Here is a 21,744-nt window from a genome sequence, read left to right on the forward strand (position 1 = left end):
GCGCACCTTCGCCACGATGAACCGTCGAATGAAGTCTGACATTAGCGCCGCACCCGAATGGTTGGACCATATATCGCGAGCACGTTCCCGTTGGCTGCGAGCCAGATCTGCCACTAGAACCGGGCGCTCCAGAAAGTATTCCAGCCTTTCGACCAGCGCGGACGACGAGTTGGGTTCGAAGACACACTCGGGATCCAGCACTTCTGGAATCCCCCCACGTTCGACCCCAAGGAGAACACGCCTGCCAACATTGCCTCGAGAAGCGCCTTGGGCATCCCCTCCGTACGTGAAGGCATCACAAAGATGTCATGTCGCCGCACCTCAGCGATGACATCATCACTCGTTCCGACCTGGCGCAGAAACTTGACATCATCCAGGCCCAATCTCTCGGCCTGAAGCTCCAGATCGTCGTGAACACGTCCGTCGCCCACCAGCGTCAATCTCACATCGCGCCCTCTCGCACGCAGTTCAGCCACTGCCGCGATGAGAACATCATGCCCCTTGTAGCTCTGCTGCTGGGACCCGACAGCGATGAGAGTGACCGGACTGGTGGCCGAATTTTGCTGATAAGCCTTCGGCGCCGCCTCCACTGTGCTCGACGCCAGTCTAAGATTGGTCCGTGCCAGTGTCAGAGCATCGGCTGCAGCTGGATATTCTCGCTGTAACGTCCTGAGAGTGACGTAGACGACAGCGTCAGCTGAGCGAACTACGTTCCGAGTCGCACGACGAGCCTTTTTCGCCAGGATGGACCGAAGGCCGAATGGCGCAATGGAAGTAGCAACGCTTGTAGGATCCCCAATCAACCTCACGATCAAGCGCGCCCCGATCGTTTTGACGCGCTTCGAAACCATCGCTGAGATCGAGCTAGGAGCCCATAGCCCATAGACGACCGCAGGATCCCTTATATGAGACGCGAGGAACTTCCCGATCGCTCTTGAACGGAACAAAAATCCAATAGGACCATCATAATACGGCAGCGGAATGACGTCGTCCGCCTGCGCACCGACAAGATATCCGTCGTCGGAAACAGACTTCGATGATATACGAGCGTACAGGACCACTCTCGAGAACGACTCGCGGAAGGGTTCCCATTCCTCCTCCGCCATCAGAGGCGTCTTGGCCCTCAGACGACCCTCGGAGTCTGTGTGCAGGCGTACCACGGTGAAGAACCGTAATTCCGGTCTGTCAAAACTCGACATATCAAAACCCTCGTGCAGATTCGACGCTAGAGGCGCAGATCGGAGTCATCGACAGGTAGTCCGTACTTGAGGTCGTAGAGGATATGCTCTTCGCGACCGTACGCGTGGATCTTCGTCGCGCCAAGCGCGATGAACTCTCTGTGCGCAACGGCGAGAATGATCGCGTCGTAGGCACCGTTTTCGGGAGACTCGACCAGATTCACGCCGTACGCTGACCGAGCATCGGCGACCTTAACCAGGGATCGCACACATCGACGCGGATCTCGTAATCCTCCAGCTCTCGAATGATGTCGACCACGCGCGTGTTCCGCAGATCCGGTGTGTTTTCTTTGAACGTCAGGCCCAACACCAGGACGCGCGCGCCCTGCACTTGAATTCGTTGCTTGGTCATGCGCTTGACGAGCTGGGAGGCAACGTATGCACCCATCCCATCATTCAGCCGTCGACCCGCAAGGATTATCTCGGGGTGATAGCCGACCGATTGTGCCTTGTACGTCAGATAGTAGGGATCGACTCCGATGCAGTGACCTCCGACGAGACCAGGGCGGAACGGCAGGAAGTTCCATTTCGAGCCAGCGGCTTGCAGTACGGACTCCGTGTCGATCCCCAGCCGGTTGAATAGGATAGCCAACTCATTGATCAGCGCGATATTCACATCACGCTGGGTGTTCTCGATGACCTTGGCTGCCTCCGCGACTTTGATCGACGACGCACGGTGCGTACCCACCGCCACGACCGTTCGATAGAGGGCATCCACGAAGTCCGCAGCCTCTGGTGTTGATCCCGAAGTCACCTTGACGATGTTCTTGACGCGATGCTCTTTGTCGCCCGGATTGATACGTTCCGGACTGTAGCCGACGAAGAAGTCGGTGTTGAACTTCAGTCCCGAAGTCGCCTCCAGCACAGGGACACACTCTTCCTCGGTCGCGCCCGGATACACCGTCGATTCATAGATCACGACGTCGCCGACAGACAGGTGGCGGGCGATCGCCGTCGTCGCGGAGAGGACGGGCCCCAGGTCAGGCCGCTTGTGCGCATCGATTGGAGTGGGAGTTGTCACGATGTAGACATTTGCAGCCTCCAAAGCGGACTCATCGCTGGTGAACTCGATGTTCGTTGAGGCCAACTCCGCGTCGTCAACTTCGAGCGTCCTGTCATTTCCCGCGCGAAGCTCCGCAATTCTGCGGTCGTTGATGTCATAGCCGATGACTCTACGGTGCTTGCCGAACTCAACGGCCAGCGGCAGTCCCACGTAGCCGAGCCCGACGACCGCGAGCTTCATATCGTCGAGATTCATTTGCTATTCCCTGCCTTTGTCACCTGGCGGAACCAGTCGATTGTTTCGGCCAGCCCCTCTTGCAATGAAATCGGTGTGATCTCCGGGAACAACTCGTGGATCCGCACACCATCCGACTGCGACGCACGCACATCCCCGACGCGGGCACCGACGTGCTCGCGCGCCACTGGATGCCCAAGTTCGGTCTCAATCAACGAGACCAGATCTAGCAGTGGGGTCCTTGTCCCAAAGGCAAGATTCACAGGATCTGGCGACACAACACGTCGTTCGAGCGCGGCGTATAGCGTCGCACAGACAGTCCGGACGTTGGTGAAGTCGCGCGACTGGAGACCATCTCCATGGATGGTCAACGCGCGGCCGCTCAATGCTGCGTCCAGGAAGCGTGGAATAACAGCTGCATATGCGTGATCCGCTGCCTGCTTGGGTCCGTACACGTTGAAGAAGCGGAAGGCGAGTGTCGGCAGATCATACGAATACTGGTACGCGATCATGTACGCCTCAGCGCCAAGCTTCGTCACCGCATACGGACTCATAGGTCTCGTCCAGTCGAACTCACACTTCGGGAGACTCTGGTTGGCGCCATAGACCGAGCTGGAAGATGCGAAGACGACGTGGGCCTGTGTCTCGCGTGCAGCTTCGAGAACATTCAGCGTGCCGGTGAGATTCGCGACATGACTCGCAACAGGATCCTTCACCGACCGAGGTACGCTTCCCAACGCGCCGAGATGTACGATCGCGTCGGCACCCGCAGCGGCAGACCGAACAACGCCCACATCCGCAAGGCTTCCAACGATAAGCCTCGCAGGCAATCCAGTCAGGTTCTCAGCCCTGCCAGTGCTCAAATCGTCGAGCACGACGACTTCATGTCCGTGTCCGCGCTCAGCGATGTGTGACACAAGATTGGAGCCGATGAACCCGGCACCACCTGTGATGAGAATCTTCATTTGATCAAGACCCTTCCTTCGGCCCATGTAGATAGCAGCATGTCAGCGCACCGTCTCACGAGGCTCTATTTTTCATCAGGAAATCGATTGTCCGGTTCCAGACAGTTGCCTGGTCAAAATCGTCAACCACCCATCGGCGTGCGTTCTCCCCCATACGCGCTCGCAGTTCATCATCGGAGAGAAGCTGAAGGATCGCTTCCGCGAGAGCGCTCGGATCGTCCGTCTTCACAATCAGGCCCGTCACTCCATCGACAACCGAGTCAACAGCCCCGGTGGCATCTGTCGTGATCGTCGGCACACCACTCGCTGCCGCTTCGAGGACAACGTTAGGGAAGCCTTCTCTACGGGTAGGTAAGCAGAAGACATCCAGAAGAGGATAGTACGCACTCGTGTCAAGGACTTGGCCCGTCCGGACAATCCGAACATTGCCCCCAACATGTTCTTGGTCTGACAGCACGCCCCCGTCCTGTCCACCGACAAGCAACAACTGTAGCCTGATGGGCCCCGCAGCGATCAGATGCAAAGCCTCTCTGAGAGTGTCTAGACCCTTGTCGCGGTTTAGCCGTCCGACGAATCCAATCGTCGGTAAGGCGGGATCCAAACCGAGTGATTCACGCAACGAATCAGAAGTCTCGTCAGGAACCGGGCGAGGGACAAATCGCATTATATCGACGCCATTGGAGCTCCCCTTGCCCAGCACCCAGACCTTGGACGGCCGAGTGAGCTTCAACCGCAGGATCTCGTCACGCAGGCTCGGTCCCACCGAGAGAGCCCGGGTCGACAAAGCGAAGGTGAGCTTCTCGAGTACGGTCAGCACTTGACGCAGCACGCCTGTACTGGTCTCCAGCCGAAGGCCTCTCACGATGTAGACGCGGTCGGGCACTCGAGTTATCCAGGCCGCGATCGTGCCCAGCAGACCGGCTTTCGGCGTTCCCGCGACGATGACATCCGGACGAATTTCCCGGAGAATCCGAATCCACGCTAATAGCGAGCGCAAGTCGCGTACGGGATCCGGTTCTCTTGACATCTTGATCTCGTGGAGCTGGATTCCTGAATCACGGAGACGATCAGCGTAAGCGCCGGGCCCAGACACGACGCGTACATCCCACCCTGACTCGACGAGGTAGTGCGCAAACCCGTCGATCAGACCGAGCGAAAGATCAACAGTAACTGCGAGGACGATGGATCGGTGCCTGCCCGTTCCTCGGCGTGTTTCACCCGTCATATGTCGCTCCACCGATCAGCCTGATCTACGCTCGTGCTTGCGTTTTGGGACCCTAGTCCTTCATCCCGCAGGTTGCGACGCTTGGCGCCAGTAGATCGAACGCCTCCTCCTGAACCCGCAAGAATATTAAGGAGTTCAACAGACTCGCGGACAACTACCTTCTGGTTCCAACCGGGATCCTGCTGCTGACCAAACCACATCACTTCGACTCGTCGACTGAGACCCGAGAGCCGCGGAACGACCCGGCCGATGAAAAACCCACCCGTGACGATGAAACGGCACAGCCAGGCGGGCAGGCTCTTCGGCGCACGTCCTGAGGCGGCTTCCAGCACGCGGCGCACAGACATCCCCTCCCATGGCTGGAGCACAATCCCCGGCACCTCTTTCGAAGTTGCACCGACATCGACCACGGTGGCCGCGAGACGTGCAACGCTACTCACGACGGACTGTGCGCTACCTGACGCTGCCACGCTGGCAAGAGGCGAATGCGCGAGCTTGATCAGTTGCTCGGTCGTGCGTCGTCCCTGCCCCTGCACCGAAGTGGCGCGAAGGATAATAACCCGCGGCGACAGATCACGAGCAGCAATCGCTAACAGCACCCTCTCCCCCAGCGCCTTCGAATGCGAGTACGGCGAGAATGGTGCCACTTCACTCGAGGCGTCGAGCTCCGGCCTGCGACCTTGCACGGCAGCTGAACTCAGATGTATGACTCGCTTCACACCTGCACGAGCAGCCGCCTCGGCGACGACGGCCGGCAGCAATGTATTCGCGCCATACAGTCGTTCATCGGCGGCAGAGTCCGGAGCCGCCATCCCAGCGGCGTTGACGACCACGTCCACACCGCCCAATGCTTCCGCCAGTTCAGCGACCGTAGGATGCGGCGCTGCAGCTTCGAGGCAGCGACCCACGTCGGGATCTGCCCCAGCTGCATAAGTCAGACGTGGCGCATGGAGCTTGACGATGTCGTATCCCCGGTGCTCCAGTTCTTGGACGACTGCCGATCCCACGAAGCCGCTCGCTCCAACGACGGCCCATCGACGAACGACGTGTTCCTCGTCTGCGGGGATGGCTCGGATCTCGTCCGCCGGAGGAACAGTCAACTTCGTCGAGGGCAGACGTGATCCACGCCAACGTGGGATTGCCAGGTAGACCGCGCACAGAACTGCGATCGCAAGCGCTCCCACCCATGGCGACGCCTTCACTACGGTGACTACGACCCCGATGATCGCGTTCGCCACTGCGAATGCTGTCACCACCCCCGATGCCGCAAGATGTGACATTCCCGTGTCTGTCAGACGCTGATATGCGTGGGTTCTGTGCGCATGTGTGATGTTTTCCCCGCGAAGCAGACGCCGGGCCATCGTCGCGACTGTGTCGGCGACGTACACAGCCATAGGGGCGAGGACCAGCAACGGAGGCACACCACCCTCGATCGCGACCACAGCAGCGATAGCGATCGAGGCACCCAGCGCGTAGCTGCCCACGTCACCAAGAAAGAACCCCGCAGTGCGCAGATTCCACGGCAGGAAGGCGACGAATGACGCAGCGATCACAGCTCCGACAAAGCTAAGCCACTGCGTACCGGTCAGCAGTCCACCCGCGACGAATGCGAGCCCGACCACGACACCATGCATCGCCGACAGTGCATTTACACCATCCATGAAGTTGGTGGTGTTCACATAACCGACGATGAGCAGCGCGCTCAGCCCGACGGCAATCCACCCGTGCGCACCGCCGACCACTATCACGGCAGTTACCACACTCAGAGCCACCTGCGTCAGCAACCGCGGTACGGCCCGAAGACTCCTGAGGTCATCGACGAACCCAAGCACGGCAAACGCGATCGTGGCGACTCCGACGATGAGAGGCTCGAACAGATTGTCAGGCAACACCAACGTGATGATCCCGACACCGACTATCCACCCGGTCAATGGTCCGAGACCGCCGGCTCTCAGCGTCGTCGTCGAATGGGATGAGCGCTCGTTGGGCACGTCCACGACACCCCACCGGATCAGAGCCGGACGGAACACGAACGGCGCCAGCCCGCTGACGCCGAACGCCGCTACTGCGACGGCCAAAAGGGTCAATGTCACGGCACAAAATCCTCATTCTGCGCAGGGGGCAGTCTGATGGGCTCGATAATCGAGGTGTCGTTGTCGCGAGGCTCAGCGAACATCCGCGCCTCCCACCCCGCCTTGTCCAATTTCTCCGGGGCGATCGGGTCGGCGTGCGTGTGCGAGATCTTCGGGTGGAACGGGCGCTCCAGATCCTCGTTCGACCCCACCAGCACCTCATGCAGCTTCTCGCCGTGGCGCAGTCCGGTGAAGATGATCTCGATGTTCTTGCCCGACATCGCGATCATCCGCTTCGCGACCTCCAGGATCGACACCGGCTCACCCATATCGAGGATCAGCACCTCGCCGGGCCGCCCGATGCCGCCGGCCTGGATCACCAGCTGGCACGCCTCGGGGATGGTCATGAAGTAGCGCGTCGCCTCGGGGTGAGTGACGGTCAGCGGCTTACCCTCGCGGATCAGCGTCTGGAACGTCGGCAGCATCGACCCGCGGCTGCCGATCACGTTGCCGAACCGCACCGACACGTAGTGCATTCCGGTTTCGCGAGCGGCCCACGCCGTGAGCTTCTCGGCGACGCGCTTGGAGTGTCCCAGCACGCTGGTGGGGTTAGCCGCCTTGTCGGTCGACACATTAACGAAGTGCGTCACGCCGACCCGACGCGCGGCGTTGAGCACGTTCAGCGACCCGAGCACATTCGTCTTCCACCCCTCGTCGGGGTACTGCTCCAGCATCGGCAGGTGCTTGAGCGCCGCCGCGTGGAAGACCACCTCGGGGCGGCGGTCGTCGAAGATGCCGTTGATCACGTCGGCATCGCGGATGTTCGCCAGGATGACATCCCGGTTGTTCAGGAGTCCGTGACCCGAAACACCTAGCTGGGCGATCTGCAGCCCGGTCTCGTCACGGTCGAGCATCATCAACTCGGCAGGCCCGAACTTCGACAGCTGACGGCACAGCTCCGAACCGATCGAGCCGCCCGCACCGGTGACCAGCACGCGCTTGCCTGTGACATAGCCGGCGATCAGTTCGACGTTCGTATCGACAGCGTGTCGACCGATGAGGTCTTCGATGCTGATATCGCGCACGTCAGTGGCCGCCTGTTCGCCCGACATCAGGGCGTTCAGAGAGGGCGTCACGGCCACTCGGGCGCCCGCGCTCTCGGCCCGGTCGCTGATCTTACGCAAGACGACGCTGTCAGCCTGCGTCATGGCGACGATCACCATGGTGGCGCCCGTGCGCTTGACTGCCTCAGCGACCTTTGCGGTGCGCCCCACGACGGGTACCCCGCGCAGCACCAGGTTCTTCTTCGCCGGGTCGTCGTCGAGCAGACCGACCGGACGGATCGGCGAAGTCGGGTCGGTGGTGATGTTGTGCAGCAGCTTGTCGGCGATGTAGCCGGCGCCAACGATGAGTGCGGGCTCCGCGTCGTCACCGGGCTTACGGGAGCGATCAAGCATGAGCCGGGCCAGGTAGCGCACCCCGAACATCAGCAGCAGCACGAACGGCGCAGCCAGAAACATCGTTCCACGAGGAACGCTGACGAAGTTGCCGACCGCCATGACAACCAGACCAAGCACTGCGGTGATCGCGATGACGATGATGCTCAGCAACCGCACTTCATCGAAAGACCCGTAGGTGTGCCGTCCTCGATACAGCTTGGTCGCGTAGCCGACGGCGACCTGTATCGCTGCGGCGATCAGTGCGAGCACGATGGTTGCGAGCCATCCGCGGGGCGGCATGGTGAACTCGAACCGCAGGGCGACGGCGAGCAGCACGCCCAGACCCCAGGCGACCGCATCGACAGCTGCTGCGGCTGCACGTCGTCGTCGCTGGGCGACCGTCACCGCCGGCATCACCGCGATCTCGCCAGTCGCGGGCGCTGCAACGTCGGTCCGGTCAGTCTTCATGCGTTGAACTGCTTTCTATCGATGGAGGATCCCCCGATCCCCGTCAATGTTCCCATACGATTCACAGATTCCAGGACGGGATGCGCGGATCAGCCCTCTGGCGGTGCCGGCTGATCGTCCGAGTCACCGGAGTCACCGGAGTCGTCCGGGTCTGCCGGTGGAGCGGTCGTCTCGCCAGGGTCAGGTTCCTGCGAGCTCGGCGGCCGCCACTGCTGCCGCTCGCGCTCCTCACGCTCCGCGCGCTCGCGCGCTTCCTGCTCCTCGCGCTCCCGCTGTCGATCAGCCGCGACCTGATCCGCCACCACCGCGACGACAGCATCGCGGTACGCGGGCAGAGTGGCCGCCCCGTCAGCGGTCAATAGATCGGCACCGGACACGGCGGCAGCAGCTGCCGTCACTGCGTCCTTCAGCTCCTGCTCCGCATCCGGATGCTGCTCGATGACGCCCTTTGCCACACCGGGGAAGGTGGCCGCGAACGCGCTGACCTGACCGGCGAACGTCGCCGCACGGGCGTCGACCGCCGTCCGCACGGTGCGCACTTCCGCACTGCTGCGATCGATCGCATTCAGCTGCAGCTGTGCGGCGTCGATGGCCGCGGCGACCTCGGTCAGCGACTCCGAGTCGACATTGCTGGGCGTGTATACCGCCGGAAGCTCGGGCACGGTGAATGCAGCCAGCTCCTTCTGGTACGTGTCGATGGCCGCCAGCACCGTGTCGAGCGCCTTGCCGTCGGCGATCGGAATGGTCCCGGCATCCTCCGGAGCATCGGCCCATCCCTCGGGGATGTCCGCCGGATCCGTCGCCTCGCGCACCTGCTGCAGCGCCGGGCGTAGCGCCTCGGCGGCGGCGTCGGCGTCGGCGATCGCGTCGATCAGACGGCTGTGTGCCGCCTCCAGTCCGGCGGTCGCGCTCTCGATCGTCTTCTCATCTGCCGAGAGCACGTGAAGGGCGTCGGATGCAGGGCTTGCGGTCGCGATCTGCACACCGCCCATCACGCCTGCGGCGACGACGGCGACGACGGCGAGCCCCGCCGCCGCGACATTCACGACATCGATGCGACGGCGGCGATGGCGCGGCGTCGAGTGCGGAGTCTGCGGCGCCTCCGGCAGCGACGTGGCATCTGCAGCGGCACTGTTGACCATCGCGATCAGCGCCGGGCGGGCGGACGCCCGGTGGGTGCGCTCGAGGTCGGTGCGACGGTCGCCGAACAGCTCGTCCAGGCGCCGCACGGTGTGGTGATCGTCTGCGACGGCGTGCGCACCGGGCCGATGCTTGCCGTCGGGGAAGAGGTCGTCGAGTGTGGTCATCAGGGCTTCCTGTCGTGCCGGTGCCGTGGTCGAGTCGAACAACCGGGTAACTTAGAGGATAGTCGGGAGGTCGTCTCCCGCATCCGATCCCCTCCAGGAGCCCGCGTGGATCTGCGTGACTTCCTCCGCGTTCTGCGACGAAACCTCATCGTCGTGATCGCGGCGACCGTGATCGGTCTGTGCAGCGGCGCGATCGTCGGCGTGGTGACGCCGCAGCGCTACGAGGCGTCGACCCAGCTGATGGTTGCTGTCGACACCGGTGCGTCATCGACTCCGGTCGAATTGAACCAGGCCAACAGCTACGCGCAGCAGGTGGCCGAGAGCTACCGCAGTGTGCTGACCAGCTCACTGGTGCTGCAGCCCGTGATCGACGACCTGGGTCTCGACCTGACGGCGGCGCAGCTGGGCGGCAAGGTGTCGACGAGCCTGGCCACCCGCGGCGTGCTGATCACCGCGACGGTCAGCGACGCCAATCCCGGCCAGGCGGCTCGCATCGCCAACGCGATCGGCGACAGCTTCGCCTCGGTCATCACCGGTCAGCTCGAGAAGCGCGAGCAGGCGACGTCGTACAGCATCCGCATCGTCACCGTGCAGCCGGCCACCGTCCCGACGAAACCGGTGGCACCCAACCTGCGCCTCTCGCTCGTGCTCGGCACCCTGCTCGGCTTCGCGGCAGGAGTCGGGATCGCGCTGCTGCGCGCGGTGCTCGATCGCCGCATCCGTACGCTCAGCGATGTCGAGAAGGCGGTCGCCGCTCCCGTGCTGGGCGGCGTGACCTTCGACCCGAAAGCATCCGACCGTCCGCTGATCGTCGCGCACGCGCCACGGGACCCGCGTGCCGAGGCCTTCCGCAGCCTGCGCACGAACGTGCGATTCCTGTTCCCGCAGACCGGCACCGGAGTCTTCGCCGTCACCAGCGCCGGCCCCGGTGAGGAAGTCGACCATGGCCGGCAACCTGGCCATCGCCCTCGGAGAATCTGGCTACCGTGTGGCGCTGGTCGATGCCGATCTGCGCAAACCACGCGTGGCGGGCCTGTTCGGCATCGAAGGCGGGATCGGTCTGAGCGATGTGCTGATCGGCCGCGTCGTGGTGAGCGACGTGATGCAGCGCTGGGGTCGCGGCACGGTGTTCCTGCTGCCGGCGGGCACCACTCCGCCCAATCCGGCCGAACTGCTCGGCTCCGACGCGATGGCTGCACTCGTCGAGGATCTGAAGGCCGCGTTCGACGTCGTGATCATCGATGCGCCGCCGGTGCTGCCGGTCACCGATGCCGCCGTGCTATCGCGTCTGACCACCGGGATGCTGCTGGTCGCGGCCGCCGAAGCGACCACGATCGACAACCTGACCGCTGCCGCTGCACGCATCGACTCCGCCGACGGCACGGTGCTGGGCACCGTCGTCTCGATGCTGCCGATCCACGGCGCCGATAAGACCGCCTACGGCACCTACGGCTACGGAGTGCCCACGAAAGTGTGACCGCGGCCGAGACCGGTCGTGTGTGAGAATCGTTTACTGTCTGACCTTTGAGGAGAAGAGCCCGGTGGAGCTTCGCGACTATGTCCGCATCCTGCACAAGAACTGGATCCTGATCCTGATCCTTCTCGTGCTGGGTCTCATCGGCGGCGCTGGGTACGCGGCATTACAGGCCCCCAAGTACGTGGCTTCCACCCAGCTGTACGTCTCGGTGCGCACTGAGGGCGCGGCCACCGGCGAGCTGGTGCAGGGCACCACCTTCGCCCGGCAGATGGTGACCAGCTACGTCGACGTGGTCAACACCGCCCTGGTACTCGACCCCGTGATCGACGAGCTCGGCCTGGACACCACCGTCTCGGCTCTGGCCCCGAAGGTGTCGGCCACTACGCCGCTGAACACCGTGCTGATCGGCATCTCTGTCACCGACGGGGATGCGGATCAGGCCGCAAAGCTCGCGAATGCAGTGGCCGACAGCTTCACGAACGTGGTGCAGAGCACCCTCGAGCAGCCGGCAGCAGAAGACGTCGCCAGCCCGGTGCGCGTGACGATCACCGAGCCCGCGGTCGCGCCGACGGCGGCGGCCAGCCCGAACGTGCGGATGCTGATCATTCTCGGCGGACTGCTCGGCTTGGCGCTCGGCGTCGGCATCGCGATGCTGCGCACCGTGCTCGACACACGCATCCACACCATGCACGACATCGAGGACATCACCGACCAGCCGATGCTCGGCGGCATCGCCTTCGACCCTGAAGCACCCAAGCGTCCGCTGATCGTGCACGCCGACCCGCGCAGCCCGCGAGCGGAGTCGTTCCGCACCCTGCGCACCAACCTGCAGTTCCTCGACGTCGAAGGCGGACCTCGCATCTTCGTCGTCTCGAGCGCAGGGCCAGGTGAGGGCAAGTCGACCACCACGGCGAACCTGGCGATCGCCCTGGCCGAGACCGGCGCCCGGGTGGCGCTGATCGACGGCGACCTGCGCCTGCCGCGAATCGCCGACTACATGGGCCTGGAGGGCGGCGTCGGCCTGACCGACGTGCTCATCGGACGCGTCGACGTCGCCGACGCGCTGCAGAAGTGGGGCAAGAACGAGCTGTTCGTGCTGACCAGCGGCCGCATCCCGCCGAACCCCAGCGAGCTGCTGGGCTCGGCTGCGATGACCCAAGTGCTGCAGCCGCTCGGCGAATACTTCGACTACGTGCTGATCGACGCACCGCCGCTGCTGCTGGTCACCGACGCCGCCGTGATCGGCAAGAAGACCCGCGGCATCATCCTGGTCGCAGCATCCGGCAAGACGAAGAAGCAGGAGCTCACCGGCGCCGTGCGCAGCCTGGAGACCGCCGGCGTGAACCTGCTGGGCACCGTCGTCACGATGCTGCCCACCAAGGGTCCCGACAGCTACGGCTACGGCAGCTACACGTACGGCTCGACGCACATCGCCGAGCAGGCCGAACCCGAGATCAGCACGGCACAGGCTCAGCCGAAGCGGCGGTCGGTGGCGAAGACCCGGGCCTGATCCGCGCCGGACTGCACACCCTTGGCGTCAGCGCACGTCACCATCGTTCAGGTGGCGCAACACGCCGCATCCCACACCCCGGACACAGCAATACGCGCCACCTGAAGGCTGGGGAGCGAGGCTCAGGGCGCCCAGAAGACCGGGGAGCGAGGCACAGGGCGCCCAGAAGACCACGGAGCGAGGCTCAGGGCGCCGCGCACACCCGGTAACGCGAGCCCTCGACCAGGGTCTGCGTGTCGCACGACTTGCCCGTCAGCTGCGGAGTCCCGGCCATCGCCGGAGCATCGAAGAGGCCCACGTGCGCGCCCGACAGCACGATCGGCGCAATCGCCGCACCCCACGGGTTCGCCGCCAGCCATTCGGTGCCGGTCAGTTGCACCCAGTCTCTGATCGGCCCGACATCCACCCGCTGCGTGGCCAGCGTCTCCGAGCGTGGCAGCGTGGTCTGCTGCACATGCCCGGTCACACTCCACGCCAGCGACGCGCTCAGCAGCGCCACGAGCACGCCTGCCGATGCGCCCCGGACGGCGCCACGTACGGCGACGCGCTCGAGCAGTGCCCGCGCGGCCCACACCGCTCCGATCACGAGAACAGGGAAGAACGCGAGCACCCCGGCCGCCGGATGCCGCACCCACAGCGGTGTGTGCGCAGCCGTCGACCACCAGCCGACGAAGGCGAGCGCGCCCGCGACCGATCCCGCGATGAGCATGAGGGGCTGCTTCTCGGCATCCGACCTCTGCTCCACTCCCCGCGGGCCGACAGCAGCCCGGCCGCGATCAACAGCAGGCACAGCACCGCCGTCGCGATCGCCACCCACGGCGGCACGAACCAGGCGCCGGCGAGCGTCTCGATCTTCTGCAGCACGGTGGTCGGTGCGACATGCTGCCCGCCGCCCCGCACGAACCATGCCAGCCCGCGCAGGTGATCGACGAACGCCGCCGGTCCCATCGAGACGAGCGCGGCGATCTCCACCAGCAAGGTGGGCGTGCCCACCAGCACCAGCGGCAGCCACGACCGCTTCAGCGTCTGCACGATCCGCTGCCAGCCGCGCCCCGGTGCGAGGACCCACAGCGCCACCGCGAACCCGGGCAGCGCCAGCAGCGCGATCAGCTTCGCCTGCACCGCCAGGCCGACCAGCAGCCCCGCCAGCCATGCACGGCGGGGCAGCACGACCAGGGCCCACACCAGCAGTGCCGCCGCCGGAATCTCGCCGAGCAGATCGGTGGGCCCCTGAATCGGCGAGACACTGCCCAGCCCGTTAAACGCCAGCGGCACCGCCGCGGCGACCAGCGCCGCCCATAGGCCGGCCGTGCGACGACCGAGAACGGCCAGACCCGCGATCAGCGCCACCCAGAAGGCCAGCGGCACCATCCGCGCGCCGATCACCGGATCGGCGCCGAAGGCGAGCACGGCCGCTACGGGCAGCAGCACTGTGGGCCCGGTGGAGATGCGCGGATCGAACAGAGTGATCGTCGATCCCGACAGCGCACCGTCGCTGGCATAGCCGAGCCCGGCGAGCAGGTTGCGGGGAACGGTGAGGTTGAACGCCTCATCCTCCCAGAGCCGGGCGCCGAGGCTGTGCTGGATCACGATCACGTGGCAGGCGAGCAGCGCAGCCGCCAGCAACCAGAATGCGATCGTGCGGGTGAGCCTCATGCGCGCTGATTCTCGAATCGGATGCTGCGCAGCGGAGCTCCGGGGCGCAGCGAGAGTCGCCAGACCTCACGCAGCGCGTCAGCGGCGAACCTGCGCAGCCGGGGTGGGGGAACCAGCGCCTTCACGCCCCCGCCCCACATCGTGCCGCTCGTGGACGCACCGCGGCGTGGGATGCTGCGCACGGCGACGTAGCGCACGGCGAACCCGCCGCGCGCTTCGGCGAGCGAGAAGTGCACGTGCGGCACGAGCGCGTCGGCCGGAACGGCCTCCGCGAGCACCCGCAGGGCGTCAGGACGGTAGGCGCGCATCGGAGTGTTCACATCGGGCACCCGCCGGCCGGCGGTGGCGGCGACCAGAAGGCCCACCGCCCCGGTCAGCGCACGGCGATACCACGGGTCGGTGCGACTGTGCCGCACACCGTGCACGACGTCCGCCCCCGTGCTCTCGATCCCCAGGATCAGGCGCACGAAGTCGGGGCCGACGAACTGGCCGTCGCCGTCGACATGCACCAGCAGGTCGGGCTGCAGCGCGAGCCCGGCCCGGTATGCCGCCAGGGCCGTTGGGCCGTGGCCGCGATTGGCCGGCTGCGGCTGCACCTGAACGTCATCGATGCCCGTCAGCGCGGCGACCGTGGCATCCGTCGAACGGTCGTCGGCGACGACGAAGGTGACCCGCCCGGCCAGCGGTGCGACGTGCTCACGGATCTCTTCGATGAACCCTCGAATGCCCTCCGCCTCGTTGTAGGCGGGCATCACGATGGCGAGATGGGGTACTGACACGCGGGTCCTCACGGTACGTCGGGAGCGGTGTGGCCCCACTCCCCAGTATTCTAATGGAGCCATGAGAATTCACCCGCGACTGCGGCGACTCGCCTCGGTCGGGAGTCGCTTCCTCATTGTCGGCGCGATCAGCACCCTGATCGAGATCGGCGTCTTCAACCTTCTCGTGTACGCTCTGGGCGTCGACGTCGTATGGGGCAAGATCATCGCCTCACTCGTTGCCCTGATCAACGCCTATATCGGCAACCGGGAATGGACGTTCCGGCACCGCGACCGCCGCGGACGAGTCAACGAGCTGGTGCTGTTCGGGCTCACCAACGCCGCCTGCACGGGCCTGGGCGCGCTGCTGCTGTGGGCCGGGGTGCAGGCGGTCGGTGCCGTTCTGGAGCGCCCCGCAGGTCCCTTCGCGGTGAACATCGTGAACCTCGCGAGCATCGCCATCGTGGTGCTCGTGCGCTTCGCGCTGTACCACTGGCTGGTGTTCCGCGTCAGCGGCGCCAAGCGCTGAGGTCTGACCTGCTGCCCACCAGATGGCTCAGTCCGTCGTCATGCAACCCGGGGCGTCGATGCTCACCGGCGTCTGCCGCACCATCGGCGTGTGCCGCACCTCGAATGGGCCGTATTCCCCTGCCGCGCCCTCGTACTGCACGGTGAGAGCGTGCTTCTGCCCAGGCTTGTTCTGCAGCGGCACCATCACCGCATTGCGGCCCAGATGCGGCTTGGCGGTCGCCTTCACCTCTTTGCCGTCGACCAGCACCTTCGTCACCGTGGCGCCGACCGGACCGTACACGACCAGGTTCGTCGCGATGACGCCCTTCTTGAAGTAGCGGGCCGGAGCGACGTAACGCGGCAGGTCGGCCGCCTGCTGGTCGTCAAGTGTGTTCGTGATCGTCGCACTCACCTCGAAGGTCGGCTTCTCGGGTGCCGAGCACTGCGTGGAGGTCGCGGCCATGTCGAGCTGCAGATAGTAGTCGAGCTTGCCCTCGGTGAAATCGTTCACATAGGCGCCGACCATGGTCGTGTCGGCGTTGCTCGTCGGCATCCGTCCCGACAGCCGAGATTCGCCGATCAACTTCGCCTGCTCGTCATCCGAGGGCTGATACATCAGCCGTCCCTCGTCCACGGCCCGGGTCAGGCTCTCCAGCAGCGCCTTCGGCTCGGCCTTGCCCGAGGTCAGCGCGTCGAAGATCGCGTGCGTCGACAGGGCGAACACGGCGTCCTGCTGGGCCGGAATCGTGTACTGGTCATACACGTCCTTCAGCAGGAAGGCCACCGCGTTGTCGGCGGTGAGGGTGAGTGGCTGCTTGAGCACGTGGATCGTGCGACCGAGCACCTCGACCGTCTCGTCGGGCACCTCGGCGGGTCCGGTCGCCTTGAGCAGATAGCCGAGTGCGACCGGATCGAACGACACCACTCCGTCGATCGGAGTGGCGAACGCCTCCGCCCACCAGGCACGGACGATCCCCGCCGTCTCTGGGAAGTCGGGCGTGAGGGTGGAATCCTGTATGTAGCGACCGATCTTGTCGCCGTACAGCGCGGCTGTCTCAGGCTCCAGCGTGGTGACGGGCTTGGTGCGCCCGTTCTTGAAGTCCGCGCTGGAGGCCTGTTCGCCGATCTCGATCTTCCCCTTGTCGACGTCGATGCGCACCAGTGCAGCGGGGTTGCCGCCGCTCCCCGCGACTCGGCGTTGTTCTGGAACATCAGCAGGTAATGCTTGGGTGACTCGGCACCGAGGGCGTTCGGCAGCACATCGAGGATCTCTGTGGCCGGTCCCAGCATCGGCTCGAGCTCATCGACCACGCCGGTGAGCTTGCCGAGGGCGCCGCTGACCTGCGGGATCAGGGCGTCGGTCTCGATCGTGTCCAGCCGCGCCGAGGCGGCGGTGACCGCGACAGAGGCCTGGGCGATCACGTCCTGCATCATGTCGATGCCTGCCAGGTCGATCGCACCGTCCTTCGGCTTGAGCGCCGACAACGACAGGTCGGTGGCGGGAGTGAGCGCATCGCGCACCAGATCGTCGGTCACCGCGGCGGCGGTGCGCACCGCATAGAGGTTGGGCCCGGCCATCGGCGTCCATTCGATGCTCTTCCAGACGTCGTCATCCGTCTGCGTGCGTGCATCGGCGGTGAGCGCGGCGAGTTCGGCCGTCAGCTCCTTCGCCTTGGCGTTGTCGCCGGCGAGGATGGCGTCGGCTGCCTGCGATGCCAGCGGCATCGCCTTCTCGAGCGAGGATTTCGCCGACATCGCCCGGTCGAACACGTGCAGGCCGACCAGCGTGCCGACCACCACGACCGCGATGACGATGAGCAGGATGCTGATGGGAATCCAGAACCGGAAGCTGCGCAGCAGCGGGCGGCGCGGCGGCCCATCGTCGCCGTCGTCGGACGTACTCGCAGTGAACACTTCCTTAAACCGCTCGAAATCCGACTCCTGCTGTCGCTCGCGCTCAGCACGGCGTTCGGCTCGGGTGGTCATGATCTCCATCGTAGGTCTACGCACTGTGCAACAAATGTCAGAAAATGCTTGGCACCCGCACCCAACCGGGATAAACTCACCGAAACGACGCTGGGGCGTCGTGACTGCGAGCGGGGGCCGTTCGCAAAATGGGGATTATGGATCTGGGGAGATCATGCAAGAGCGCAGACGTGTTCGTGTAACACGATCCGACATGATGCATGTCGGACGTTCACTGCCGCACATGGGGCGTCGACCACCCGGTGTACCACCACCGTTGAGCTGAGTCCGCCGACTGCAGGACGCATTGCGTTCGCCTGCAGTGACCGTCGACCGCACTGCCGAATGAACGGCAGCTGCACCGTGATGTGGGATCACGGCGTCGACAGTGCCGAGGGGTCGGCACGTTCGCATACTCCCGGGGCGCGCAAGCGTCGCGGGTGCTGGGGAAAACTGGGGAAGGTATGTCGCACTGGGGTTTGCGCACATCCACTGCTCGTGGAGTTCTGGAATGACTTCGGTAGAAGAGGTTCTGGAACTGACCCGAAGCGGTACGGGCTTCGGCACCGTCACCGCTCCACGAGCATTGCGCGCGGTCAACGACACAGTCGTTGCACCGCGCGCAACATCGACGCTGGAGCATCGGCGGCGCTGGGAGCGCCATTACCGCATGCGTCTGCGTCTGTCGGATGCGGGAGTGGTCGCCTTCGCGATCGCACTCACCGTCGGCATCCAAGCGAGCGCGGGAGCCGCTCTGCTGGACACGGCCGGCCACGGAGCGTTGCTCTGTGTGCTCTGGTACGCCCTGCTCAGCGGCACCCGCGCTCGTGATGGCGTGCCCTTCCGCTCCACCGCGAGCGAGTTCCGGGCTGTGGCGCACGCCACCGGGTTCACCTTCGGCATCGCCGCCGTCGCCGATGTGCTGATCGGTTGGGACGCCCAGCAGGCACTGCTGGTTGCGTTGCCGATCGGACTGCTCGCTCTCATCGCCACCCGCTGGGGCTGGCGGCGCTGGCTCACCGCGCAGCGTGAGCAGGGACGCTACGTCTCGCGCACACTCGTCGTCGGCAACTACGACGATGTCGACTACGTGCTGCGCACACTGCGACCGCACGGCACCTCCGAGTACACCGTCGTCGGCGCGACCGTGCTCGATCGCAGTGTGCCGAATCTCGGCCCGCACGGCCTGCGGGTACCGGTGCTCGGCAGCATGCACGATGTGGCCGACACCGCCGCTGAACTCGGCGCCGACACGATCATCGTCGCCAGCCACCCTGCCGGAGAGCCGGACTTCGTCAAGCATCTCAGCTGGCAGCTCGAGGGCACCGCCGCCGAGTTGGTGCTGTCGAACAGGCTGATCGATGTGGCCGGGCCGCGGCTGTCGTTCGCGCCGGTCGACGGGCTGCCCCTCATCCACGTGCAGATCCCGACGTACAGCGGAGGGCGGCACCTGCTCAAGCGAGCACTCGACATCATCGTCGCTGCCTGCGCCCTCGTGCCGATCGCGCTGGTCACTCCTCTGATCGCGCTGATCATCAAGCTCGACAGTCGCGGTCCGGTGTTCTTCCTGCAGGAGCGCGTCGGGCGCGACGGGCAGCTGTTCCGCATGATCAAGTTCCGTTCGATGCGCCCGGATGCCGAGCGGCAGCTGGTCGCGCTCACTGCGCAGAACGAGGGCGCCGGCCTGCTGTTCAAGATGAAGGACGATCCACGGGTGACCAGGGTCGGTCGTGTCCTGCGCAGGCTGTCGCTCGACGAGCTGCCGCAGTTCTGGAACGTGCTGATGGGCGAGATGAGCGTGGTCGGACCTCGCCCGCCCCTGCCCCGAGAGGTGACCGGATACGACGGGAGCGTCTCACGGCGGCTGTACGTCAAGCCGGGGATCACCGGCCTGTGGCAGGTCTCGGGCCGCAGCGATCTGAGCTGGGACGAGAGCGTGCGCCTCGATCTGCGCTACGTCGAGAACTGGTCTGTCATGAACGACCTGCAGATCATGTGGCGCACGGCACGAGTGATGGTACGGCCTGCCGGTGCCTACTGAAACCCGCCCGACCCGGCCCCTATCAGGGGCCCCCAAGAACGGACCCGCAGTCATGAACAACTCCGTTGCCCCGGTTCCCTCAGCCCCAGCGGAGCCATGGCTGCGGGTCCTCTCGCCCTGACCCGGCAGAAGAACCGAAACATCGACATCGACAGAAGAGAAGATCTGGGGAGATCATGGGGACTCGCATCGGCTACGCCGCAGGGGCATTCGACCTGTTCCACGTCGGACATCTGAACATCCTCCGGCACGCGAAGCAGCACTGCGACGTGCTCATCGCCGGCGTTGTCAGCGATGAGATGCTCCGGCAGGTGAAGGGGTCGACCCCGTCATCCCGACGGCAGAGCGCGCCGAGATCGTACGGCACATCTCTTTCGTCGACGACGTGTACATCGAGACGCAGCCCGACAAGATGTCGGCGTGGGAGCAGCTGCACTTCACGCACTTCTTCAAGGGCGACGACTGGCGCGGCACCCAGAAGGGCCTGCGCCTGGAGCGGGAGTTCGCGGCCATCGGCGTGGAAGTCGTGTACTTCCCGTACACCGTGCACACCTCCAGCACCGCGCTGCGCCGCGCCCTGGACCTGATCACCGCCGATGCCGACAGCGGTGCCCCGGCGGTGTCGCACTGATGAGCACGATCACCGCCCCCGACGGCCAGGTGCTGTTCATCGGCGTCAACTACGCACCCGAGCCGACCGGGATCAGCCCGTACACCACCGGCATGGCGCAGGGCCTGGCCAAGCGCGGTCATCGAGTGGGTGTGATCACCTCGTATCCGCACTACCCGTGGTGGCGGATTCCCGAAGAGCATGCGACTCTGCCGCGGCGCACGGATGCCGAGGGCGTGACGATCACGCGGGTGCACCACTACATCCCACGCCGGCCCGGCAGCCTGCGCCGTGCGCTGTTCGAGGTGACGTTCGGCATCCGTGCCCTCTTCTCGCACTGGAACAGCCCGAGCGTGGTTGTCGTGGTCTCTCCGGCGCTCTTCGCATCACGCCTGGTCGCCCTGCGTGCGCGATTGCAGGGTCTGCCCGTGATCGTGTGGGTGCAGGACATCTACACGCTCGGTGTCGGTCAGGCATCAGATGGAGCAGGCTCACGTGCTGTCGCGCGCGTGGAGCGCAGCCTGGCAGACACCGCCACGCGTGTGGTCGTGATCCACGATCGCTTCCGCAGGATGTTCCAGGAGGACGTCGGAACCAGCACACCGATCGATGTCGTGCGCAACTGGTCTCACGTTCCCGATGTGAGCAGTGCCGCACGCGCGGCGACCCGACAGCGGATGGGCTGGGGCGACGACGAGATCATCGTGCTGCATGCCGGCGCCATGGGCGCGAAACAGGGGCTGGAGAATGTCGTGCACGCCGCGCGGGAAGCGACGCGCCGCGGATCGCGCGTGCGTTTCGTGCTGCTCGGCGACGGCAATCAGCGTACCCACCTGGAGTCGCTCGGCGGTGACCCGCGTCTGCAGTTCGTCGACCCTCTGCCCGACGAGCGCTTTCTCGAGACGCTCGCGGCCGCCGACGTGCTGCTCGCCAACGAGCGCCCTGGCCTGACGGAGATGTCGGTGCCGAGCAAGCTCACCACTTATTTCGCGACGGGCCTGCCGGTCGTCGCCGCCGTGGATGCATCGAGTACCACTCACGACGAGATCCTCGCATCCGGCGCCGGCCCGGTGGTGCCGGCCGGCGACCCCGGGGCCCTCGTCGACGCAATCGAGGAACTGTCCGATCATCCTGGCATGGCCGCCGCATTCGGCGCCGCGGGGCGCGCGTACCGTGCCGCGCACCTCACTCCCGATGCCGCAGTCGACGCCTTCGAACGCACCCTCGCCAGCGTGGCACCCCGTGAGGTGGCCGTGCGGGCCTGAG

At 65.2% G+C, this 21,744-nt stretch carries 19 protein-coding genes and 2 pseudogenes; 8 read left to right on the plus strand and 13 right to left on the minus strand.

Going from position 1 to position 21,744, the window contains the following annotated elements; translation table 11 throughout:
• Nucleotides 1-113 precede the first annotated feature (113 nt).
• The 8 genes from QUE33_RS16140 to QUE33_RS08775 all read right to left on the minus strand — a co-directional run bounded on the left by QUE33_RS16140 (nucleotide 114) and on the right by QUE33_RS08775 (nucleotide 9,951).
• Nucleotides 114-1,199, minus strand: coding sequence for a glycosyltransferase (locus QUE33_RS16140; protein ID WP_350226441.1), 1,086 nt, complete (start codon nucleotides 1,197-1,199; stop codon nucleotides 114-116).
• Between the two features lie 26 nt (nucleotides 1,200-1,225).
• Nucleotides 1,226-1,402 (minus strand): hypothetical protein, encoded by a 177-nt coding sequence (locus tag QUE33_RS08745; RefSeq protein ID WP_286299202.1) that lies wholly within the window; start codon nucleotides 1,400-1,402, stop codon nucleotides 1,226-1,228.
• On the minus strand, nucleotides 1,399-2,496 hold the full coding sequence (locus tag QUE33_RS08750; protein ID WP_286299204.1) for a nucleotide sugar dehydrogenase: 1,098 nt from the start codon (nucleotides 2,494-2,496) through the stop codon (nucleotides 1,399-1,401). Before QUE33_RS08750 ends, QUE33_RS08745 begins: the two co-directional genes overlap by 4 nt.
• Complete coding sequence (locus QUE33_RS08755) at nucleotides 2,493-3,440, minus strand: NAD-dependent epimerase/dehydratase family protein (RefSeq protein ID WP_286299206.1); 948 nt, start codon at nucleotides 3,438-3,440, stop codon at nucleotides 2,493-2,495. Before QUE33_RS08755 ends, QUE33_RS08750 begins: the two co-directional genes overlap by 4 nt.
• A gap of 55 nt (nucleotides 3,441-3,495) precedes the next feature.
• The gene (locus QUE33_RS08760; RefSeq protein WP_286299208.1) at nucleotides 3,496-4,665 is read right to left on the minus strand and encodes a glycosyltransferase family 4 protein; all 1,170 of its coding nucleotides are present in this window, start codon (nucleotides 4,663-4,665) and stop codon (nucleotides 3,496-3,498) included.
• Entirely contained in the window at nucleotides 4,662-6,758 is a 2,097-nt protein-coding gene (locus tag QUE33_RS08765; RefSeq protein WP_286299210.1) for an NAD-dependent epimerase/dehydratase family protein, read from the minus strand. The genes QUE33_RS08760 and QUE33_RS08765 overlap by 4 nt, the downstream gene beginning before the upstream one ends.
• Nucleotides 6,755-8,644, minus strand: a complete 1,890-nt coding sequence (locus QUE33_RS08770) for a polysaccharide biosynthesis protein (RefSeq protein WP_286299212.1) — start codon at nucleotides 8,642-8,644, stop codon at nucleotides 6,755-6,757. Before QUE33_RS08770 ends, QUE33_RS08765 begins: the two co-directional genes overlap by 4 nt.
• Before the next feature lie 89 nt (nucleotides 8,645-8,733).
• Nucleotides 8,734-9,951, minus strand: a complete 1,218-nt coding sequence (locus QUE33_RS08775) for a hypothetical protein (protein WP_286299214.1) — start codon at nucleotides 9,949-9,951, stop codon at nucleotides 8,734-8,736.
• Between QUE33_RS08775 and QUE33_RS16145 the strand changes: the two are divergent.
• Nucleotides 9,913-10,269: pseudogene (locus tag QUE33_RS16145) on the plus strand (Wzz/FepE/Etk N-terminal domain-containing protein); the annotation flags it as partial. The gene QUE33_RS08775 and the pseudogene QUE33_RS16145 sit on opposite strands and share 39 nt — an antisense overlap.
• A 27-nt stretch (nucleotides 10,270-10,296) precedes the next feature.
• Here QUE33_RS16145 and QUE33_RS08780 read toward each other — a convergent pair.
• Nucleotides 10,297-10,896 carry a hypothetical protein gene (locus QUE33_RS08780; RefSeq protein WP_286299216.1) on the minus strand — a complete coding sequence of 200 codons (600 nt, stop codon included), beginning with the start codon at nucleotides 10,894-10,896 and terminating at the stop codon, nucleotides 10,297-10,299.
• Here QUE33_RS08780 and QUE33_RS08785 point away from each other — a divergent pair.
• Both QUE33_RS08785 and QUE33_RS08790 read left to right on the plus strand, forming a co-directional pair.
• Nucleotides 10,895-11,428, plus strand: a complete 534-nt coding sequence (locus QUE33_RS08785) for a CpsD/CapB family tyrosine-protein kinase (protein ID WP_286299218.1) — start codon at nucleotides 10,895-10,897, stop codon at nucleotides 11,426-11,428. The genes QUE33_RS08780 and QUE33_RS08785 overlap by 2 nt on opposite strands.
• Before the next feature lie 64 nt (nucleotides 11,429-11,492).
• Complete coding sequence (locus QUE33_RS08790) at nucleotides 11,493-12,938, plus strand: tyrosine-protein kinase domain-containing protein (protein WP_286299219.1); 1,446 nt, start codon at nucleotides 11,493-11,495, stop codon at nucleotides 12,936-12,938.
• A gap of 184 nt (nucleotides 12,939-13,122) precedes the next feature.
• Here the strand turns inward: QUE33_RS08790 and QUE33_RS08795 are convergent, their stop codons facing one another.
• The 3 genes from QUE33_RS08795 to QUE33_RS08805 are packed head-to-tail and all read right to left on the minus strand — an operon-like array spanning nucleotide 13,123 to nucleotide 15,373.
• Nucleotides 13,123-13,569 (minus strand): hypothetical protein, encoded by a 447-nt coding sequence (locus QUE33_RS08795; protein ID WP_286299221.1) that lies wholly within the window; start codon nucleotides 13,567-13,569, stop codon nucleotides 13,123-13,125.
• Complete coding sequence (locus QUE33_RS08800) at nucleotides 13,521-14,594, minus strand: hypothetical protein (protein WP_286299223.1); 1,074 nt, start codon at nucleotides 14,592-14,594, stop codon at nucleotides 13,521-13,523. The genes QUE33_RS08795 and QUE33_RS08800 overlap by 49 nt, the downstream gene beginning before the upstream one ends.
• Entirely contained in the window at nucleotides 14,591-15,373 is a 783-nt protein-coding gene (locus QUE33_RS08805) for a glycosyltransferase family 2 protein (RefSeq protein ID WP_286299225.1), read from the minus strand. Before QUE33_RS08805 ends, QUE33_RS08800 begins: the two co-directional genes overlap by 4 nt.
• 61 nt (nucleotides 15,374-15,434) lie before the next feature.
• Between QUE33_RS08805 and QUE33_RS08810 the strand changes: the two genes are divergently transcribed.
• Entirely contained in the window at nucleotides 15,435-15,881 is a 447-nt protein-coding gene (locus QUE33_RS08810; RefSeq protein ID WP_286299227.1) for a GtrA family protein, read from the plus strand.
• A 27-nt stretch (nucleotides 15,882-15,908) separates the two neighbouring features.
• On the opposite strand, the gene QUE33_RS08815 is transcribed toward QUE33_RS08810, so the two are convergent.
• Entirely contained in the window at nucleotides 15,909-17,021 is a 1,113-nt protein-coding gene (locus tag QUE33_RS08815; RefSeq protein ID WP_286299229.1) for a DUF4012 domain-containing protein, read from the minus strand.
• A gap of 114 nt (nucleotides 17,022-17,135) precedes the next feature.
• On the opposite strand from QUE33_RS08815, the gene QUE33_RS08820 reads away from it, so the two are divergent.
• The 4 genes and pseudogenes from QUE33_RS08820 (at nucleotide 17,136) to QUE33_RS08835 (ending at nucleotide 21,743) form a co-directional block, all read left to right on the plus strand.
• Nucleotides 17,136-17,423 (plus strand): hypothetical protein, encoded by a 288-nt coding sequence (locus tag QUE33_RS08820; protein WP_286299230.1) that lies wholly within the window; start codon nucleotides 17,136-17,138, stop codon nucleotides 17,421-17,423.
• Between the two features lie 915 nt (nucleotides 17,424-18,338).
• Nucleotides 18,339-19,868, plus strand: coding sequence for a sugar transferase (locus QUE33_RS08825; protein ID WP_286299231.1), 1,530 nt, complete (start codon nucleotides 18,339-18,341; stop codon nucleotides 19,866-19,868).
• 176 nt (nucleotides 19,869-20,044) lie between these two features.
• Nucleotides 20,045-20,499, plus strand: a pseudogene (locus QUE33_RS08830) (FAD synthase family protein).
• Nucleotides 20,499-21,743: a glycosyltransferase gene (locus tag QUE33_RS08835; RefSeq protein ID WP_286299232.1), complete on the plus strand. Its 1,245-nt coding sequence runs from the start codon at nucleotides 20,499-20,501 to the stop codon at nucleotides 21,741-21,743. Before QUE33_RS08830 ends, QUE33_RS08835 begins: the two are co-directional and overlap by 1 nt.
• Nucleotide 21,744 lies beyond the last annotated feature (1 nt).

The sequence above is a fragment of the Microbacterium suwonense genome, from assembly GCF_030296555.1.
Classification (GTDB): Bacteria; Actinomycetota; Actinomycetes; order Actinomycetales; family Microbacteriaceae; genus Microbacterium; species Microbacterium suwonense.

Excerpts from the sequence above, each read along its gene's own strand:
- QUE33_RS08770 (WP_286299212.1), bottom strand. The coding sequence starts at position 8,644 with ATGAAGACTGACCGGACCGACGTTGCAGCGCCCGCGACTGGCGAGATC.
- QUE33_RS08835 (WP_286299232.1), top strand. The coding sequence starts at position 20,499 with ATGAGCACGATCACCGCCCCCGACGGCCAGGTGCTGTTCATCGGCGTC.
- QUE33_RS08810 (WP_286299227.1), top strand. The coding sequence starts at position 15,435 with ATGAGAATTCACCCGCGACTGCGGCGACTCGCCTCGGTCGGGAGTCGC.
- QUE33_RS08800 (WP_286299223.1), bottom strand. The coding sequence starts at position 14,594 with ATGAGGCTCACCCGCACGATCGCATTCTGGTTGCTGGCGGCTGCGCTG.
- QUE33_RS08755 (WP_286299206.1), bottom strand. The coding sequence starts at position 3,440 with ATGAAGATTCTCATCACAGGTGGTGCCGGGTTCATCGGCTCCAATCTT.
- QUE33_RS16140 (WP_350226441.1), bottom strand. The coding sequence starts at position 1,199 with ATGTCGAGTTTTGACAGACCGGAATTACGGTTCTTCACCGTGGTACGC.
- QUE33_RS08775 (WP_286299214.1), bottom strand. The coding sequence starts at position 9,951 with ATGACCACACTCGACGACCTCTTCCCCGACGGCAAGCATCGGCCCGGT.
- QUE33_RS08750 (WP_286299204.1), bottom strand. The coding sequence starts at position 2,496 with ATGAATCTCGACGATATGAAGCTCGCGGTCGTCGGGCTCGGCTACGTG.
- QUE33_RS08825 (WP_286299231.1), top strand. The coding sequence starts at position 18,339 with ATGACTTCGGTAGAAGAGGTTCTGGAACTGACCCGAAGCGGTACGGGC.
- QUE33_RS08780 (WP_286299216.1), bottom strand. The coding sequence starts at position 10,896 with ATGGTCGACTTCCTCACCGGGGCCGGCGCTGGTGACGGCGAAGACTCC.
- QUE33_RS08760 (WP_286299208.1), bottom strand. The coding sequence starts at position 4,665 with ATGACGGGTGAAACACGCCGAGGAACGGGCAGGCACCGATCCATCGTC.
- QUE33_RS08785 (WP_286299218.1), top strand. The coding sequence starts at position 10,895 with ATGGCCGGCAACCTGGCCATCGCCCTCGGAGAATCTGGCTACCGTGTG.